Source organism: Chimaeribacter arupi (genome assembly GCF_002858805.1).
In the GTDB taxonomy this organism is placed as follows: Bacteria; Pseudomonadota; Gammaproteobacteria; order Enterobacterales; family Enterobacteriaceae; genus Chimaeribacter; species Chimaeribacter arupi.
In genome coordinates this window covers 88,739-108,105 of the sequence record NZ_PJZI01000011.1, presented here as the reverse complement: position 1 = coordinate 108,105, position 19,367 = coordinate 88,739, and the positions used below count along the sequence as shown (strand labels likewise).

General features: G+C 60.7%; 11 protein-coding genes. 5 read left to right on the top strand and 6 right to left on the bottom strand.

Going from position 1 to position 19,367, the window contains the following annotated elements; genetic code table 11:
* Nucleotides 1–25: 25 nt before the first annotated feature.
* The gene (pncA, locus tag CYR52_RS08875; protein ID WP_072929861.1) at nucleotides 26–664 is read left to right on the top strand and encodes a bifunctional nicotinamidase/pyrazinamidase; all 639 of its coding nucleotides are present in this window, start codon (nucleotides 26–28) and stop codon (nucleotides 662–664) included.
* An 80-nt stretch (nucleotides 665–744) separates the two neighbouring features.
* Here pncA and CYR52_RS08870 read toward each other — a convergent pair whose 3' ends face one another.
* Together CYR52_RS08870 and msrB are read right to left on the bottom strand one after the other, a co-directional pair.
* Nucleotides 745–1,020 (bottom strand): YeaC family protein, encoded by a 276-nt coding sequence (locus tag CYR52_RS08870; RefSeq protein WP_072929863.1) that lies wholly within the window; start codon nucleotides 1,018–1,020, stop codon nucleotides 745–747.
* Nucleotides 1,021–1,090: 70 nt separating this feature from the next.
* A complete protein-coding gene (msrB, locus tag CYR52_RS08865) occupies nucleotides 1,091–1,504 on the bottom strand; it encodes a peptide-methionine (R)-S-oxide reductase MsrB (RefSeq protein WP_072929865.1) in 414 nt (137 codons plus the stop codon).
* A gap of 347 nt (nucleotides 1,505–1,851) precedes the next feature.
* Here msrB and gapA point away from each other — a divergent pair, with 347 nt between their 5' ends.
* Both gapA and CYR52_RS08855 read left to right on the top strand, forming a co-directional pair.
* Nucleotides 1,852–2,847: a glyceraldehyde-3-phosphate dehydrogenase gene (gene gapA / locus CYR52_RS08860; protein WP_072929868.1), complete on the top strand. Its 996-nt coding sequence runs from the start codon at nucleotides 1,852–1,854 to the stop codon at nucleotides 2,845–2,847.
* 100 nt (nucleotides 2,848–2,947) lie between these two features.
* Nucleotides 2,948–3,829 carry a D-hexose-6-phosphate mutarotase gene (locus tag CYR52_RS08855; RefSeq protein WP_101828441.1) on the top strand — a complete coding sequence of 294 codons (882 nt, stop codon included), beginning with the start codon at nucleotides 2,948–2,950 and terminating at the stop codon, nucleotides 3,827–3,829.
* Between the two features lie 62 nt (nucleotides 3,830–3,891).
* On the opposite strand, the gene CYR52_RS08850 is transcribed toward CYR52_RS08855, so the two are convergent.
* Complete coding sequence (locus tag CYR52_RS08850) at nucleotides 3,892–4,743, bottom strand: aldo/keto reductase (RefSeq protein WP_072929872.1); 852 nt, start codon at nucleotides 4,741–4,743, stop codon at nucleotides 3,892–3,894.
* Between the two features lie 124 nt (nucleotides 4,744–4,867).
* Complete coding sequence (locus CYR52_RS08845; RefSeq protein WP_072929874.1) at nucleotides 4,868–5,581, bottom strand: MipA/OmpV family protein; 714 nt, start codon at nucleotides 5,579–5,581, stop codon at nucleotides 4,868–4,870.
* 642 nt (nucleotides 5,582–6,223) lie between these two features.
* Between CYR52_RS08845 and yeaG the strand changes: the two genes are divergently transcribed.
* Both yeaG and CYR52_RS08835 read left to right on the top strand, forming a co-directional pair.
* Nucleotides 6,224–8,158, top strand: coding sequence for a protein kinase YeaG (yeaG, locus tag CYR52_RS08840; RefSeq protein ID WP_072929876.1), 1,935 nt, complete (start codon nucleotides 6,224–6,226; stop codon nucleotides 8,156–8,158).
* Nucleotides 8,159–8,211: 53 nt separating this feature from the next.
* Nucleotides 8,212–9,489, top strand: a complete 1,278-nt coding sequence (locus tag CYR52_RS08835; protein WP_072929878.1) for a YeaH/YhbH family protein — start codon at nucleotides 8,212–8,214, stop codon at nucleotides 9,487–9,489.
* Between the two features lie 170 nt (nucleotides 9,490–9,659).
* On the opposite strand, the gene CYR52_RS08830 is transcribed toward CYR52_RS08835, so the two are convergent.
* A complete protein-coding gene (locus CYR52_RS08830; protein ID WP_072930056.1) occupies nucleotides 9,660–10,427 on the bottom strand; it encodes a DUF481 domain-containing protein in 768 nt (255 codons plus the stop codon).
* A 321-nt stretch (nucleotides 10,428–10,748) separates the two neighbouring features.
* On the bottom strand, nucleotides 10,749–19,325 hold the full coding sequence (locus CYR52_RS08825; RefSeq protein WP_206605016.1) for a glycoside hydrolase family 94 protein: 8,577 nt from the start codon (nucleotides 19,323–19,325) through the stop codon (nucleotides 10,749–10,751).
* Nucleotides 19,326–19,367: the final 42 nt, after the last annotated feature.

Genomic DNA, 19,367 nt, shown 5'->3' with positions numbered 1-19,367 from the left:
TGTGCTGAATCATCAAGGAGAGCCCATGAGTACCGCCCTGTTACTGATTGACTTACAAAATGACTTCTGCCCCGGTGGCGCGCTGGCCGTCCAGGAAGGCGATCAGGTGATCGCCGTGGCCAATCAGGCGATCGCCGTGTGCCGCCGCCGCGGCTGGCCGGTCGTCGCGAGCCAGGACTGGCACCCCGCCGCCCACCGCAGTTTTGCCGTGAATTCCGGCCAGGCGCCGGGCACGCTGGGCGAACTGAACGGCCTGCCGCAGGTGTGGTGGCCGGTGCACTGTGTGCAGGAGCAGCCGGGCGCCGCATTCCACCCGGATCTGGCGCAGGACGGCATTGATGAGGTGTTCCGCAAAGGGCAAAACCCGGACGTTGACAGCTACAGCGCCTTCTTTGATAACGGCCGCCGCACTGAGACGGAGCTCGACAGCTGGCTGAAAGGGCGCGGCATCACCACGCTGGTGGTGATGGGGCTGGCCACGGACTACTGCGTGAAATACAGCGTGCTGGATGCGCTGGCGCTGGGCTATACCACGTCAGTGATCACCGACGGGTGCCGCGGGGTGAATTTGCAGGAAGATGACAGCCTGGCTGCGTTTGAAGAGATGCAGCAGCATGGCGCACACCTGATCGCCCTGAAGACCTTTGAAATGGGCGCACACTGAGCCACTGCCGGACGCAATAAAAAAGCGCGCCCTTTCCGGTCGCGCTTTTTTTATGTCAGCCTGCTTCAGCAACCCACAGATTACTGCGGCTTCAGGGTCACCAGCGGCGAGGTAATGCCGAATTCCTGCTTCAGCTCCTGCTTGCTTTTCATCACCATCTGGCCCTGGGTATTGATGGTCATATGCTGGGCGTCATGGTTGTGACGCGCCTGATAGAGCATGACTGCCTGTAAACTGTGCGCTTTTTGTGCCTCGGTCAGGGCCACGCCGTCCGGCCATTTGCCGGTCTCCACCGCCTGCTGCAGACGCTGGTAAATTTCCGGGGTCATTACCGCGATCAGCTCATCTATTTCCACAGGATTATTCCTCTTTTTGCTGCGCCAATGAATAATTTGCTGAATCGATTCTATAACCGCAATTTATCAATTAACCTGCGGTTTTTTCGCCGTTTTCACCGTCAATAAAGCTGAGTGAGGCAGAATTGACACAATAGCGCTCACCGGTGGGTTGCGGGCCGTCCGGAAAAACGTGGCCGAGGTGGGCATCACACTGCGCACAACGGATTTCTATCCGGTGCATATTGTGGGAGTAATCATCAATATATTTTATTGAATCATCCCGCACCGGCTCGTAAAAACTCGGCCAGCCACAACCGGAATCATATTTGGAATCGGAGTAAAACAGCGGGGCATTACAGCACAGGCAGTGGTAAATCCCTTCGCGTTTATTGTGCAGCAATTTACCGGTGTAAGGGGCCTCGGTGCCGCGCTCCTGGGTGACGTAGCGCTGTATCTCGTTGAGTTGTACAGGATTTTCTGCGCGTTCAATCTCTTTCGTCATGGTCATGGGTCTCGCGTTGGCGACGTTACAAAATAAATAACGTTTAATTATAACAAAAAATTAACAACCATGCGGATTATTTTGGCCTAAACTTGATGCCATAAAGGCCGCGCTTGACTATTGTGTGACAGCGATCACATATATAGCCCAGGTGGGGTTTAGACAGGGGTTCACCGCCCCCATGTGACCAGAGAGACGGCAGAAAACGGAATGGGTAATAAGCGTACAATTGGTGTTGGCAGCTTTGACTTATAGCAACAATTGACACGATTCCGCTTGACGCTTGATAAGGTTTTTGTAATTTTACAACCAACCTTTTATTCACTAACAAATAGCTGGTGGAATATATGACTATCAAAGTAGGTATCAACGGTTTTGGCCGTATCGGCCGCATTGTTTTCCGTGCTGCTCAGGAACGTTCTGATGTTGAGATCGTCGCAATCAACGACCTGTTGGATGCAGAGTACATGGCTTACATGCTGAAGTATGACTCTACTCATGGTCGTTTCAACGGGACTGTAGAAGTAAAAGACGGTCACCTGGTTGTGAACGGCAAAACCATTCGTTGTACCTCTGAAAAAGATCCGGCTAACCTGAAGTGGGACGAAGTCAACGTCGACGTGGTGGCTGAAGCAACCGGTATCTTCCTGACTGACGAAACCGCGCGTAAACACATCACCGCCGGTGCCAAGAAAGTCGTGCTGACCGGCCCGTCCAAAGACAACACCCCGATGTTCGTGATGGGCGTGAACCACAAGTCTTACGAAGGTCAGGACATCGTTTCCAACGCATCCTGCACCACCAACTGCCTGGCACCGCTGGCGAAAGTCATCAACGACAACTTCGGTATCGTTGAAGCGCTGATGACCACCGTTCACGCGACCACCGCCACCCAGAAAACCGTTGACGGCCCGTCCCACAAAGACTGGCGCGGCGGCCGCGGCGCATCTCAGAACATCATCCCATCCTCTACCGGTGCAGCTAAAGCGGTAGGTAAAGTGATCCCTGAGCTGAACGGCAAACTGACCGGTATGGCGTTCCGCGTTCCGACCACCAACGTGTCTGTGGTTGACCTGACTGCCCGTCTGGAAAAACCAGCGACCTATCAGCAAATCTGTGACGCGATCAAAGCGGCTGCAGAAGGCGAGCTGAAAGGCGTTCTGGGTTACACCGAAGACGAAGTGGTGTCCACTGACTTCAACGGCGAAAAACTGACTTCCGTGTTCGACGCGAAAGCCGGTATCGCCCTGAACGACAACTTTGTGAAACTGGTTTCCTGGTACGACAACGAAACCGGCTACTCCAACAAAGTTCTGGACCTGATTGCCCACATCTCTAAATAAGTGCGCATCAGAGCAGAGTAAGAAAAGGCGACGCTGAGTCGCCTTTTTTATTGGGTGCAGTTTCCACACCGGGCATTTTCCTGTTAAGAAGGCCACGATCATGAATGAGAATATTTTTACCCTTCCCGTGACACAACAGATTACCCCTACCCTCAGCGAACGCCAGATTGGCCAGTTACCGGTCATTGTGGTGGATCACCCGGCCTGCCGTGCCGCCATTACCCTGCAGGGCGCACACCTGCTGGCGTGGCAGCCTGCCGGGGAACAGCCGGTCATCTGGCTCAGCGGCAACACCGCGTATGACCCAGGCACCGCCATCCGCGGGGGGGTGCCGATCTGCTGGCCGTGGTTCGGCCCGGCGGGTACGCCGTCGCATGGTTTTGCGCGCAATATTCCGTGGGAATTGAGCGGCCACACTGAAAATGACGAAGGCGTGACGCTGACCTTTACCCTGACGGATAACCCACAAACCCAGGCGCTCTGGCCGCACGCCTTTACCCTGGTGGCGCGCTTCACGCTGGGCGTGGAGTGCCATATTGAGCTGGAGTCCACCGGTGATTTCACCACCACCGCCGCCCTGCACAGCTACTTCCAGATCGGTGACATCGACACCGTGGCGGTGCGCGGGTTGGGCAGCCACTACGTGGATAAAGTGCTGGATGGCGCAAAAGGCGAGCATCAGGGCGAGTTGGTGTTTACCGGCCGTACTGACCGCGTCTATACCCAGCCACAGGCGGTCAGCACCATTGTTGACCCGACCCTGAACCGTGAGATTGAGGTTGAGCACCATCACCACAGCGATGTGATCGCCTGGAACCCCGGTGTGGCGCTCTCCACCAGCATGGGTGACATGACGGATGACGGCTATAAAACCATGGTTTGTGTTGAAACCGGCTGCGTCAGCACGCCGCAGGTCAGCAAACCGGGTGCACCGGCACGCCTTGCCACCACGCTGCGGGTACGCGCCCTGAATCAGGCGTAATGGCGTTATTGATAAGCCTTACACCCGTCTGAAAAAAGGAGCCGCCCGGCTCCTTTTTTATGTCACACGATATCCAAAGGCTGTTTGCGCGACGGCGGCGGAAACGCCTGATCGAGCGCCGCCAGGTCATCCGGCGAGAGCGTCAGCGTCAATGCGCGCGCATTCTGCGCCACATGCTGCGGATGCACCGCTTTGGGAATCGCAATCACCCCGCCGCTGCGGGTCACCCATGCCAGCGCAATCTCCGCATTGCTGACGCCATGTTCAGCGGCCAGCCGGGCGACAGTGCTGTCGTCGAGCAGGTGATGCCGCAGTTTTCCGGCCTGGGCCAGCGGGCAGTACGCCATCACCGGCAGGGCGTGCGCCCGGCACCACGGCAGCAGGTCATATTCAATCCCGCGTGAGGCCGCATGGTAAAGCACCTGATTGGTCTGGCACTGGTCGCCGCCCGGCAGTTGCCATAACTCCTCCATGTCGGCGGTATCGAGATTAGAGACGCCCCAGCGCGCAATTTTGCCGCTGCGTTGCAGGGTTTCCATCGCCTCAATGGTCTCATCCAGCCCAAAGCCGCCGCGCCAGTGCAACAGGTAGAGATCGATCTGCTCCGTGCCCAGCCGTTTCAGGCTGTTTTCACAGGCAGTGACCGCTTTTTTGCCGCCCGCGTGGTGCGGGTAGACTTTCGACACCAGAAACACCTGGTTGCGCCGCCCGGCGATGGCCTCGCCCACCACCTGCTCTGCCCCGCCGTCGGCGTACATTTCCGCAGTATCAATCAGCGTCATGCCGGCATCCAGCCCCTGTTGCAGGGCGCGGACCTCGGCGGCACGTTGCGCCGGGTCTTCGCCCATATACCAGGTGCCCTGCCCGATAGCCGGGACGCGGGTGCCGTCCGGGAATAACACGTGCTCTGCCATAGCCTCTTCTCCATGTTCAGCGTAGTTGCCCGGCCACCGCCTGCGGCCGATAAAAGGTGAAGCGTAGCAATAAAAAACGGGGCCTGCGCCCCGTTTGCTGTGCTGCTGAGGATGCCGTCCTGCATCAGAAGGTGTAAGTGGCCCCTGCCCAGAGCACGCCGGTCCAGGATTTATCCACCATCGGGCTGTTTTTGACTTCGTCTGCCAGGCGCACATAGCGCGCCATCGCAAAGGCATTCCACTGCGGCGCGAACTGATAGTTGGCAGAGAGTTCAGCATACGGGGCGAAACTGTCATCCGGGTGGTAGCTGTCCAGCCCGCTGCGGCGGGCTTCCGCATTGCTGACGCCGTAGTAGTAACGGTTCTGGTTTTTGCTGTTCCAGGTCACGCCTACGCCTGGGGTCAGGCTCCAGTTGTCCTGCTTGAGGCGGTAGAGGTACGCGACGTCCCCTACCAGGCCGTTGCTGTTGTCCAGCACATCGCCGGAGAACAGGGTACGGATGCTGCCCCACTGCGCGTTGTAGGTGTAGCCGAGTCCGGCCATCACGGTGCTGCGGCGCTTGTTCAAACGCTCCATCTCTTCATTGTCGCTGTCATCCGGGGAGAAATGCAGCGGCGAGTAGAAGGCGTTGACACTGAGCTGGTGGGTATCATCTTTCCACAGGTAGTAACCGGCCATCAGGCTGCGGAAGAAGAAATTCTCTCCCTCGTAGTTGATTACCGGCACCGGGGTTACGCGGTCCTGTTCACTGCGGTAAGGATCAGGGCTGACCAGCGCACCGGCACCGAGGGAGAAAGTACCGGCGGTCGCCATCTGGCTGCACAAGAGGCCGGTCATCAGGGGTAACAAGGCTAAACGAGTAATTTTCACACTTCATCCATTAATGTTATCAATAAATCCTTGAGGATTTTAAGCCAAACTGAATGAGTGTGCGAACAGAGGATGCCCTTCACGGCACCCTTTACTAAAAAAACGTGATGGGCCGGTGCAAAAAAGCAGTAAAAACGGTGTCATCAGGTTGTCACCCGGCTGTTATAGCCTGCACCCTGCCGGTAAACCGGTCATCCGCAGAACGCGGTATGCCTGAAGCCCTTGTGCCGCTTGGCTTGGCCCGGATAAGCGGAACGCGGGCCTAAGAAGAATCCTAAACGGAAGCACTGCAAACCGGGTGTGATGGAGGCCGCTAAACTGGTGTCCGGGGAAAAATTTACGTAGGAAAAAATCTTTCGATTGGTCAGCGTATTTCCATAAATAAGGATGATATTACGGAGCTATTCTCTGAAACCCTGCCACATTGCAGCTTTATTGACCATTTTTTGCTGATTTAATCGGCAACACGCCTACTTTATCGCCAGAAAAGCCACTTGCTCTTTAGCCGATAGCCGTCCATAACAATAAGGTAAGAGTTTCATTATTTTACTCAAAAAAGAGAAGCTCTTAATTTTTGTTCCCAACCAAAACAACAGGACGGGCATCGCTATGAACATATTTGACCACTACCGTCAGCGCTATGAAGCTGCCAAGGACGAAGAGTTCACACTGCAGGAATTTCTTACCATTTGCCGGCAAGATCGCAGTGCTTATGCCAACGCGGCGGAACGCCTGCTCATGGCCATCGGTGAACCAGTCATGGTAGACACCGCGCTTGAGTCACGCTTATCCCGCCTGTTCTCCAACCGTGTGATTGCGCGATACCCGGCGTTTGAAGAGTTCTACGGAATGGAAGAGGCGATTGAGCAAATCGTTTCTTACCTCAAACACGCCGCACAGGGTCTGGAAGAGAAAAAACAGATCCTCTACTTATTGGGGCCGGTGGGTGGCGGTAAATCGTCACTGGCTGAGCGTCTGAAAGCGTTGATGCAACGGGTTCCTATTTATGCGCTCAGTGCCAATGGCGAGCGCAGCCCGGTCAACGACCATCCCCTGTGTCTGTTTAACCCACAGGAAGATGCCAATATTCTGGAAAAAGAGTACAACATCCCGACCCGCTACCTCGGCACCATCATGTCGCCGTGGGCCGCGAAGCGCCTGCATGAGTTTGGCGGTGACATCACCAAATTCAAGGTGGTAAAAGTCTGGCCGTCCATTCTGGAGCAGATCGCCATCGCCAAGACGGAACCGGGCGATGAGAACAACCAGGACATTTCCGCGCTGGTGGGGAAAGTGGACATCCGCAAACTGGAAAACCACGCCCAGAACGACCCTGATGCCTATGGCTATTCCGGTGCGCTCTGCCGTGCCAACCAGGGCATCATGGAGTTCGTGGAGATGTTCAAGGCCCCGATCAAGGTGCTGCACCCGTTGCTGACCGCCACCCAGGAAGGGAACTACAACGGTACGGAGGGGATCTCCGCCCTGCCGTTCAACGGCATTATCCTGGCGCACTCCAACGAATCGGAGTGGGTACAGTTCCGCAACAACAAGAACAACGAAGCCTTCCTCGACCGCGTCTATATCGTTAAGGTGCCCTACTGCCTGCGCGTCTCGGAAGAGATCAAAATCTACGACAAGCTGCTTAACCACAGTGAGCTGACCCACGCGCCGTGCGCGCCGGGCACCCTGGAGACGCTGGCACGCTTCTCGATCCTGTCGCGCCTGAAAGAGCCGGAAAACTCCAGCCTCTACTCCAAAATGCGTGTCTATGACGGCGAAAGCCTGAAAGACACCGATCCCAAAGCCAAGTCGTACCAGGAGTACCGCGACTACGCCGGGGTGGATGAAGGGATGAACGGCCTCTCGACCCGTTTCGCCTTTAAGATCCTTTCGCGGGTCTTCAACTTTGACCATGCGGAAGTGGCGGCCAACCCGGTGCACCTGTTCTATGTGCTGGAGCAGCAGATCGAACGCGAGCAGTTCCCGCAGGATCAGTCCGAGAAATACCTGGAGCACCTGAAAGGCTACCTGATCCCGAAATATGCTGAGTTCATCGGCAAAGAGATCCAGACCGCGTACCTGGAGTCCTACTCTGAGTACGGCCAGAACATCTTTGACCGCTATGTCACCTATGCTGATTTCTGGATCCAGGACCAGGAGTACCGTGACCCGGATACCGGCCAGTTGTTTGACCGCGAATCCCTCAATGCCGAACTGGAGAAAATTGAAAAACCGGCGGGCATCAGCAACCCGAAAGACTTCCGCAATGAGATCGTCAATTTTGTGCTGCGCGCCCGCGCCAACAACAGCGGCCGCAACCCGAACTGGACCAGCTATGAAAAATTGCGCACGGTTATCGAGAAAAAAATGTTCTCGAATACTGAGGAGTTACTGCCGGTTATCTCGTTCAATGCCAAAACCTCGACCGATGAGCAGAAAAAACACGATGACTTTGTCGACCGGATGATGGAGAAAGGGTATACGCGCAAACAGGTGCGTCTGCTGTGCGAATGGTATCTGCGGGTCAGGAAGTCATCATAACCGCAGCGGCCGCTTCATCGTGAAGAGGCAGGGCAACGTCGTTTGGGGGAGCTATGGGCTACTTTATTGACCGACGGCTGAACGGCAAGAACAAGAGTATGGTGAACCGCCAGCGCTTTTTACGCCGCTATAAGTCGCAAATCAAACAGTCGATTGCCGAAGCCATCAACAAGCGTTCGGTAACCGACGTGGAGAGTGGGGAGTCCGTCTCGATCCCCACGGATGATATCAACGAGCCGATGTTCCATCAGGGACGGGGTGGCCGCCGCCACCGCGTCCACCCTGGGAACGATCACTTTGTACAGAATGACCGCATCGAACGCCCGCAGGGAGGCGGGGGTGGCGGCGGCAGCGGCCAGGGCAATGCCAGCCAGGACGGCGAAGGCCAGGATGAGTTCGTTTTCCAGATCTCCAAAGATGAGTACCTCGATCTGCTGTTTGAGGATCTGGCCCTGCCGAACCTGAAGAAAAATCAGTATAAGCAGCTGAATGAATTCAAAACCCACCGTGCGGGCTTCACCTCCAACGGGGTGCCGGCCAACATCAGCGTGGTGCGTTCGTTACAGAACTCACTGGCGCGCCGCACCGCCATGACGGCCGGCAAACGCCGTGAACTGAAGGCGCTGGAATCCGATCTCAGCGAGCTGGAAAACCAGGAGCCGGTACAGCTGCTGGAGGAGGAGCGGCTGCGTAAGGAGATCGCGGAGCTGCGCCAGAAGATCGAGCGGGTGCCGTTTATCGACACCTTCGATCTGCGCTACAAAAACTACGAAAAACGGCCGGAACCCTCCAGCCAGGCAGTGATGTTCTGCCTGATGGACGTCTCCGGTTCAATGGACCAGGCCACCAAGGACATGGCAAAACGCTTTTATATCCTGCTCTATCTGTTCCTGAGCCGGACGTATAAAAACGTGGATGTGGTTTACATCCGCCACCATACCCAGGCCAAAGAGGTGGATGAACAGGAGTTCTTCTACTCACAGGAAACCGGCGGCACCATTGTCTCCAGCGCCCTGAAACTCATGGATGATGTGGTGCAGGAGCGTTACGACCCGGCCCAGTGGAATATCTATGCGGCGCAGGCGTCAGACGGCGATAACTGGGCCGATGACTCCCCGCTCTGCCATGAATTGCTGGCGAAGAAAATATTGCCGATGGTGCGTTATTACAGCTATATCGAAATAACCCGCCGCGCCCACCAGACGTTATGGCGGGAATATGAGGCATTGCAGGCGAAGTTTGATAATTTCGCCATGCAGCACATCCGTGAGCAGTCCGATATTTACCCGGTGTTCCGTGAATTGTTCCACCGCCAGACGGTCGATAATTGATTTTTACCGCCCGGCCAACGGGTTAGCCATTAAAAACCGGCGCACAAACGCCGGTTTTTTTATTTTTTGCGGGCCATCCGGCGGCGGCTATTTTGCTGAATGGCGGTGAGCGGCCATAAAAAAACCGCCGGTGTTGCGCGGCGGTTTGTCCGGTCATCCCCTGACGGGCATTACAGGTTATACACCAGCGATACCGTGGTGGTGGTGTCGGTTTTTTCCGGGGCGCTGGCCGGCGGCTCGGTGTTGTAGGTGACGTTATACGCCAGCTTCAGCGCGAACGATTTGTTGATCGCCACGTTCAGCGCCGTTTCGGAGTTGAACGTGGTTTCGTCGTTCGCCAGCACTGACAGGGCCTGGGTGAACTTGGCGTTGTCAGAGAGCTGGTAGTCATAAGTCAGCGCGCCGTAGGCCAGTGCGCGCGTCTGGTTGCCGCCCTGCTGGAATTCGTCATGGCGCACACCCGGACCGGCTTCCATACGCAGCGTATGGATCGGGCCGTTCAGGATCTGGCGGCCGTAACCCAGGGTCGCCACACTGCGGGAACGGTAGCCGTTGTAACGGTCGCTCAGCCAGCTCGCCTGGCCAAACAGGTAGTTGTCGGCGGACAGGTTATAGCGGGTACGGCCGCCAATCTGGTATTTCTCGGAGGAGCGCTCATCATTGGAGGAGGCGTTACGCGCCGAACCCCACAGGCTGTAGGCGGTGTCCGGGTGGAACCAGGTCATGGTGGTGTCCGCACTGAGCACGGAGTTTTTGGTGTTGCCGGTCTGGGCGCTGTAGCCCGCCTGCACGTTGCCTTCAAAGCTCTTTTTCGCGGTGGAGGGATCGTCCAGCGCCGTAAAGAGTGTGTTGTCCGCAAAGCTGTTAACGCTGAACAGTGTGGCACCACACACTAAGGCGTAGCGTGGTAATGCACGTAAAACCCGACTGGCAATCATGTCTTCCCCAATAAAAAAACGCAGTATCAAAATATATTTGCAGGCCCGGCCTGCGCGGCGCGTATTTTCAAATTTTCGCCCCGATAAAGTCAATGGCGGAATATAGCGCAGATTAGACCGAATAATGTAAATAACGGTTCTTTTTAGATTAATCTTAATTAACCGCCTTTTCCTGGGCCAAATTTGACTTAATTTTTACACGCCCTGCTCTTGACTGGTTAAATAACAAACACACTTACCGGTTGCCTGCCCAATAATAAAGGGCAGCGGGACGATATTCCCCCTGCCCTTTCTACGGTAATTCACGCCTGCCTTAGCGGGTTACAGAAAAACCTCCACCTGGTGATCGCCGTCAGTCAGCGGGATCAGCAGTTTTTCTCCGGCGGGCCAGGCCAGCAGCCCCCCATCCAGCGTGGCATGGTGCTGCCCATGCCGCTGGTTATGCAGCGTGATCCGGCAATGCCGCCCGCCAAGCATCACCATCAGCGTGGCCCCCGGCCAGGCCACGGGCAGGCAAGGGGCGAGAACCAGCGTATCCCCTGCCCGCGTCAGCCCGAGAATGCCCTCCAGCCCCGCCCGGTACATCCAGCCTGCCGAGCCGGTATACCATGTCCAGCCGCCCCGCCCCTGATGCGGTGCCACCGAGTACACATCGGCCGCCATCACATACGGCTCGGTCTGATAGGTGGCGACCTGTTGCGCGGTGGCGCTGTGGTGGATCGGGTTAAGCAGGGAGAACAGGGAGGCCGCGCGCTGGCTGTCGCCCAGCGCCGCATAAGCCAGGATATTCCACATTGCGGCGTGGGTATATTGCCCGCCATTTTCCCGCAGGCCGGGCGGATACCCTTTGATGTAACCGGGGTCGTGCGCCGTCTGGTCAAACGGCGGGGTAAACAGCAATGACAGGCCCGCATCCGGCAGGATCAGCTGTTGCGACAGCGACGCCATCGCGCGGCGCATCCGCGCCGGGTCAGCCTTGCCGGAGAGCACCGCCCAGCTCTGGGCAATGGCATCGATGCGGCACTCCTCACTCTGCCGGCTGCCCAGCCAGGTGCCGTCATCAAAGGTGGCACGGCGGTACCACTCGCCGTCCCAGGCATGGGTTTCAATCGCCTGCAGCACCGCCTGCGCATGGGCCTCCCAACGCGCCACGCGCGGGGCATCGTAACGGCGGGCATAAGGCGCAAACAGCGCGACAGCCCGGATAAACAGCCACCCCAGCCAGACGCTCTCCCCTTTGCCCTGCTCGCCCACGCGGTTCATGCCGTCGTTCCAGTCACCGGTGCCGATCAGCGGCAGGCCGTGTTGGCCGGTCAGCGTGATGCACTGGTCCAGCCCGCGGGCGCAATGTTCAAACAGCGACGCCTGTTCAGCCGAGAGGCCGGGTTGCAGGAAGGCGTCATGCTGGCCCTCCGCCAGCGGCGGCCCGTCGAGGAACGGCAGGCGTTCATCCAGGATCGCCTCATCCTGCGTCACGCCCAGATAGGTGGCGGTGGCAAAGGCCAGCCAGACCCGGTCATCAGAGATGCGGGTGCGCACCCCCTGGCCGGAATGCGGCAGCCACCAGTGCTGCACATCCCCTTCCGGGAACTGCCGCCCGGCCGCGCGCAGAATGTGCGACCGGGTCTCCTGCGGCCGTGTCAGGGTCAGCGCCATGCCGTCCTGCAACTGGTCGCGGAAGCCGTAGGCCCCGCTGGTCTGGTAGAAGCCGCAGCGTGCCTGGATGCGGCAGGCACGCGTCTGGTAGAGCAGCCAGCCGTTGAGCAGAATATCCATGGCCCGGTCGGGGGTCTGCACATGCACAGCCTGGGTGACCTCCAGCCAGTGTGCGGTGACCTCCCGCAGTACTGCATCCAGATCGGTTTTCCGGTAATAGGCAATCAGCCGCTGGGCGTCCTCCTCATTGCTGCCCTGGCCGAGCAGGAACACCACCTCCGCACTGCCGCCCGGCGGCAGATCCAGCGAGTGCTGCAAGGCACAGCAGGGATCGGTGCGCGCGCCGGTAAACCCGGAGAGCGGCGTGCCGCTGATTAACGCCAGCGGCTCACCGGTATGGCCGTTCCGGCCGAGAAACTCCCGGCGGCTGGCGGTCGAGGCCTCTGCCGGTTCACGCAGGCAGCCGAATGCCACCCGGCCGGGGAACTGCATCCCCCACAGGTTGCGGGCGCGGATGGCCCCGCTGTGGGCATCCCGGTCGGTTATCACAAACGGCGCGGTGGCCCCCCGCTGGCTGCCCAGCACCCATTCCGCATAAGCCGTGACCTGGATGACACGCCGCCGCTGGCTGAGGTTGCGCACCGTCAGCCGCGAAATTTTCACCGCATCCGCCAGCGGCACATAGTGCAACAGCGTGGTTTCAATCTGGTTGGCGCGGTGGCGGAAGCTGCTGTACCCCCAGCCGTGGCGCGACTCATAACGCCCGCCGTCATCAATCGGCTGTGCGGTCGGGCTCCACAAGGCCCCGCTTTCGCGGTCAAACAGATAGAAGGCCTCGCCGGACGGATCGCAGACCGCATCGTTGCTCCAGGGGGTGAGCTGGTTATCCCGGCTGTTTTCCGCCCAGGTGTAGCCGCTGCCGCGTGCCGACACCTGGAAGCCAAAGGCGGGGTTGGCCACCACATTGATCCAGGGTAACGGCGTCATCTTGCGGCCCTCCAGCCGGCAGACGTACTCCCGCCCCTGGTTGGCAAAACCGCCGATGCCGTTGAAAAACTCCAGGGCTTCCTCCTCCGGCAGGGGATCAGGCTGGCCGTGGTACGTCCCGGTTTCTGCATACGCCTCTGTGGCAAGGGGCGGCATAAAGGCCAGCTGGCGCTCCAGCGGCCCGTTACGGGCATGCAATACCACCCGCGCCGCCGAGGCCAGCAGCGCATGGGCCGTACTGCTCATCAGATCGGCCCGCAGCGTATAGACCTGCCCCTGCACCACCGCCCCCAACCGCGGCCGTGACTGGCTGCTGCGCACCGCGGTATCAATGGCGATTTGCAGATCCTGGATATAGGAGGAGGCGCGGTCGTTGACGATCACCAGATCAACGCTCAACAACTTCAGCCGCCAGTATTCATGCGCGCGCAGCAGCTGTTTGACCTGGGCAATATCCGCCGCGTCATCAATACGCAGCAGCACGATCGGCAGATCGCCGGAGATGGCGAGCGGCCACAAGTCAGACTGCGGCCCGGCCCCGCGGATGATCTCCGCCGGCGGCGCGCCAAAGCGCGGATCGGCATACAGCAGCGGCGCGGTCAGCCGCTGGAAATCGGCCGCCTCGCTGTGTTTCACCGCCAGGTGGCGTAATTGCACCTGCGCCTGCGTCCAGGCCAGGGTTTTGGCGCGGTCAAAGGCGTGGCGGTCATGGTGCTTGTCAATCAGGCTGATCAGGGCGTCGCGGGAACCGGCGACCACCGTCCAGAACGCCACCCGCACGGTTTTCCCGGCCCCGATCCTCACCTTGCGCCGCAGGGAAAAGATCGGATCAAGCACCGTGCCGGTGGTGCCGGAGAGCGCCTGATCCGGCTGCATCGCCTGCGCCTCAAACACCGAAAAGCCGTTGCCGATAAAGCGTGCGCGGTCGCTCTCATAGCCAATCTCATGCTGCGTATCGCCCTCCACCACCACAAAATGCCCGGCCCAAATCACCGGTTCATCCGGCGTGCGGCGGCGGCGGGTGGCGATCAGCGCGCCATACTCCGGCAGGAACGCCGTCTGCACAAACATCCTGGCAAAGGCGGTATGGGCATTGTCAGTGGCGGCCTGGGTCAGCACCAGCTCCATATAGGAGGTAAAGTCCAGCTCACGCAGCCGGCGCCCGCGGTTGGTCAGGGTGATGCGCCGCACCTCACTGTCATCCTCACCGGACACCAGCATCTCCAGCCGCGACGTCAGCCGCTGCTCGTGGCGGGTAAAGGCCGCATGATCCTCCCCAAACAGCACCGCATGGTGTTTATCCGGCTGTTGCGTCCGGCGTGACGGCGTCAGCACACGCGCCGGGCGGCCGCCCTCCCGCTGCGCCTCTTCCGGGGATTGCAGGGCTGCACAGGCTGACCAGATGCGGCCGCTGCGCAGATCGCGCAGCAGGATCAGCGATCCCCAGTTGTCACGGGTGCTGTCCTCACGCCAGCGGGTGACGGCGATGTCGTGCCAGCGGCTGTAACCGCCGCCGGTGGCGGAGATCATCACCGCATAGTTACCGTTGGAGAGCAGATGGGTGACGGGTGCGCCCGGCGGCGTGCCGGTAAAGTGGCGATACGCCCCGCTCTCTTCCTCATTGCTGCCTGCGGACGCGCGCACTTCATCCGCCAGCGGCCGGACGAGTGCCGGTGCCTGCGGCAGGCGCTCCTGCAGCAGCAGCGCCACGGACTGGATGGCCGGTTCCCGGTGGAAGCGTTCCCGCATCAGCCCGTTGTGCAGCACGTTGGCCAGTGCCACCAGCGTCATGCCCTGGTGGTGGGCCATGTAGTTATAGACGACGGCGACGCGCTCCCCACGCGGCAGGCGGCTCGGGGTGAAGTCGAGCGCCTCATAAAAGCCGTAGCGGCCATAAGCGCCCAGCCGCGCCATGCGCCGGTAGTTCTCCGCGGCCCCGGCCGGGTCGACCATCGATGCCAGCCCGCTGGCATAGGGGGCGATCACGGTGTTTTCCGCCAGCCCGCGTTTCAGCCCCAGCCCCGGCACGCCGAAGTTGGAGTATTGGTAAGTAAACTCGAGATCCCGTGCATTATAGGCGGATTCAGAGATGCCCCAGGGAATGCCCAGGCGGCGGCCATAGGCCTGTTGCTGGGCCACCACCAGGCGGTTTGTTTCCGCCAGCAGGCTCTCTTCCGGCGCACGCAGCACCAGTGACGGCATCAGATACTCAAACATCGACCCGGACCACGAGAGCAGCGCCGCCTGGTGCTGCAACCGCACGGTGTTGCGCCCCAGCCGGAACCAGTGGCGGGTGGCAATATCCCCCTTGGCGATGGCAAACAAACTGGCCAGCCGCGCCTCGGAGGCCAGCAGGTCATAACAACTGCCGTCTAGCTGGTTATCCGCCACGGAAAAACCGATGGACAACAGCTGGCGTTCGGGGTTGACCAGGAAACGGAAATCCATGCCATAGGCCAGATCGCGCGCCTGTTGCGCCAGGCGCAGCAAACGCGGGGCCAGCCAGCCTGGGCCGTCCTGATGGCGGCGATCGTAGTCGTGTTCCTGGAGCATGTCATGCAGCGCCCGGCAGGCAAACAGCAATGCCGGCTCCTCACCGTCCGGCGTGCCGGGGGCGGCCTGGCGCGCCGACTGCAGCAGCGGTTCGCTTAACGGCAGCAACGCCGCCAACAGCGCCGGCCACGGCTGTGCCAGCGCCACATCGGCGCGCAGCTCCGCCAGCCGGGAATGGAACGTCTCCGCCGGGCTGCCGGCAGGCAGCGGGGCCGCCGCCAACGCCTGTTCCATTAACCGCAGGTGGTCGTCAACCGCACTGTACGGGTCTTGCACCTCATTCTGGTGGCACCAGGCCTCACAGGCTGCCGCCACCACCAGCAGATGCCCGGCCAGGTTGCCGCTGTCCACGGCGGAGACATACGCCGGTTGCAGCACCTGTAAATCACGGGTGCCGTACCAGTTAAGGAAGTGGCCGTTATGGCGCGGCATCTGCACCAGTGTGCCGAAGGTCTCTTCCAGCCGCGCAACGGTGCGCGCCAGCCCGGTCCAGCCGAAATCACGGGCGGCCAGGGTGGAGAGCAGATAGAGGCCGATATTGGTGGGTGAGGTCCGGTGGGCGATCACCGGCTTAGGCTGCTCCTGAAAATTATCCGGCGGCAGCCAGTGCTCTGCGGCCGTGACATAGGTTTCAAAGTAGCGCCAGGTCTGGCGGGCAATCAGGCGCAGCGCGTGGCGGTCAGGCGCGCTGAGGGCCTGCCGCCGGGCCTGCGCCGGTTCACGGCTGACCCAGCAGGCCACCGCCGGGGCGGCCAGCCACAGCGCACCAAACAGCAGAACCAGCCCGCTGTTCCAGGGGGCGGTAAGACCGGCCAGCAGGCAGAGCGCCAGCGCCAGCAGGGTGCCGGGCATCATCAGCCGGTAAAAACCGGCAAAGGTGGGTGACGGGTTGGCGGCCAGTTGCGCGGCCGGCACCCACTCCAGCAGGTGTTTGCGTGACACTGTCACGCGATAAAGGGTGCGCACAATCGCATCCAGCATCCGCCAGGCATTATCCGGCAACAAACAGAGGGTCAGTAACGCCTGCTGGCAGGAGAGGCGCCCCTCCTGCTTCATTAACCGCAGGTTATCCGCTGCGGATAACGCCGGCCGGCGGCTGCGCAACAGCGCCTCCCACCACGGCGGGACAATGGAGGTTAACAGCAGGGTAGCCAGCAGCGATAAGGTCACCAGCCAGGCCGCCGCCGCCGGCAGTGTCCAGCCCGCGGCCAGGGCCAGCAGCAAGGCCGGGCTGACCAGCGAACGCCGCAGGTTGTCGGTCATCTTCCAGCGGCCGACCGCATCCAGCCCGCCCCGGCCGTCAGGTGTCTCTGCCCCGGCCGGGCCGTTACCCACCAGCCACGGCAACAACTGCCAGTCACCGCGCGTCCAGCGGTGCTGGCGGCGGGCAATCACGTCATAGCGCGCAGGCGGTGCCTCGACCAGCTCAACATCTGAGGCCAGCCCGGCGCGGGCGCACGCCCCTTCGAACAGGTCATGGCTCAGCAGGGTGTTTTCCGGGATCCGCCCGTGCAGGGCCTGCTCAAAGGCATCCACGTCATAAATGCCTTTCCCGGTGTAGGAGCCTTCGCCAAACAGATCCTGGTAAACATCGGACACGGCCGCCGCATAGGGATCAATGCCGCCCTGCCCTGAGAAAATACGCTGGTAAGGTGATCCCTCCCGGCCCATCGGCAGCGCCATGGTGACGCGGGGTTGCAGGATCGCATAGCCGGAGACGAGCCAGGTGTTCCCGGCGTCCCAGCGCGGCTGGTTCAGCGGGTGGGCCATTTTGCCAATCAGTTTTTGCGCCACATCACGCGGCAGGTGGGTATCTGCGTCCAGGGTGATGACGTAGCGGACATCCGGCGGCACCCAGGGGGCCTGCCCCTCTTCTGCCATAAAATGGGTGTCTGTGGCACCGCGCAGCAGCCGGTTCAGCTCATGCAGTTTGCCGCGTTTGCGCTCCCAGCCCATCCACACCCCTTCAGCCGGGTTGTAATGGCGGCGGCGGTGCAACAGCAGGAAACGCGGCCCGTGGCTGCCCGGCCCGTAACGTGCATTCAGCGCCGCCATCGCCTGGCGGGCGCCCGCCAGCAGCTCGGCATCCTGTTGGGTGGTTTCGGTCGCGGCGTCTATGCCGTCGGTCAGCAGGGCGAAAGTCAGATCGCCGGAGACACCGGTCAGGTAGTGCACTTCCAGCTGTTCAATCTGCTCATTGATGTCCTCTGCCCGCGTCAGCAGGGTCGGCACCACCACCATGCTGCGCAGCGCGGCGGGTACCCCCTGCTCCAGCGACATCGCCGGCAACGGTTTGGCGGCAAACAGGCTGTTGATCGTCCGGTTGACCAGCACCGCCGCCAGCCCGCTCAGGGGGAACAGGCTCAGCAACAGGGCCGCCCAGCCCGCCGCGCCGACACCGCCGGGCATCAGCGCGGCCAGCCCGGCCCAGAGGGCAGCGGCCCCGGCCAGGGTGACCGCCAGTTGCGCCAGCAGGTAGCCGGTCAGCCCGACCCGCCGGAAGCCGCGCTGCAGCCGCAGCGTCAGGGAAGGGGTAAAGCCGATCCGGGTTTCAAGCTGATGGCGCCCGTGGTCAATCAGGTAGTAACCCGGCTCGTTCTGCTGCGGCAAGCGCGCGTCGCCGGGCGCGGTGGCCAGCGCCACTGCCTCAGCCGCCACTTCCCCCTCCGGCCGGCCGGCACCGCGGGCCAGCTGTTCAATCGCACCGCGGTAGCGGTTGCGGGTCGGGAAATCCATCGCGGCAAACGCCCCGGCCTGCCGCAGGGTGCGGTCGACCAGGCTCACGCTCTCAAACATCACGGCCCAGTCGAGATCGGAGATCATCCGCATACTGGTTATCACATTGCGCACCGACACGTTCGATGCCCCCAGCCGCTGTTGGGCATGCAGCACCACCTCATCCGGGGTGGTGCCCTGCTGTTGCAGGCGGCGCGCCAGCCAGCTCAGCGCCGGGGTGGTTTCCGGGTCCTGGCCGCGCAGGTTTTTCACCAGTTGCGCGGCGTATATCTCCGGCAACGGGGCATTGCCCAGGGCGGCAGAGGCCGATGCCAGCGCCATCAGCGCATCCTCCTGGGTCATCAATTGGGCGGTCAGCCGGTCGGCCTCATTACGCGCCTGGCGGCCCTGGGTTATCTGTTCCGCCAGCCGCCGCAGGTTCTCAATCAACACGATACGCAGCGTGATCGCCACGGCCCACAGTTCCCCAATGGTCAGGGGTTGAACCTGCTGATAGGCATTGATAAAGCGGCGCAGGGTTTCCGGGTCAACATGGCTGTCAGTGTGCGTCACATAGGCCCAGGCCAGCCCGAAGACCCTGGGGTAACCGGTAAACGGGCCATCTGCCAGTTTCGGCAGTTGCCGGTAATAGCCAGGCGGCAGATGGCGGTGAATGTCGGTGATTTGCGCCGCGACCAGGTGGTAGTTGTCCAGCAGCCATTCCGCCGCCGGCACGACCTGACGCCCCTGCGCCAGCTCTTGTGCATTGGACCGGTACGCCGACAGCAGGATGGCGGCGTTCTGGTCGAGCCGGGCCTGTAATGACCTGACGGACGGCGGGCGGGCGGCCACCGGCTGCGCGGCGGCCAGCGAGGCGGCGTGCTGCTCCAGCCGTTCAATGCCGAACATCTCGCCGCGCACCGGACGGAGATCGTCCCAGGGCCCGCGGCTTTCGCGGCCGGCGAACAGTAATCCGGATAACATCATACTTTCTCCTTTCAGGATGCGCCGGGCCGTAACCACAGGCCG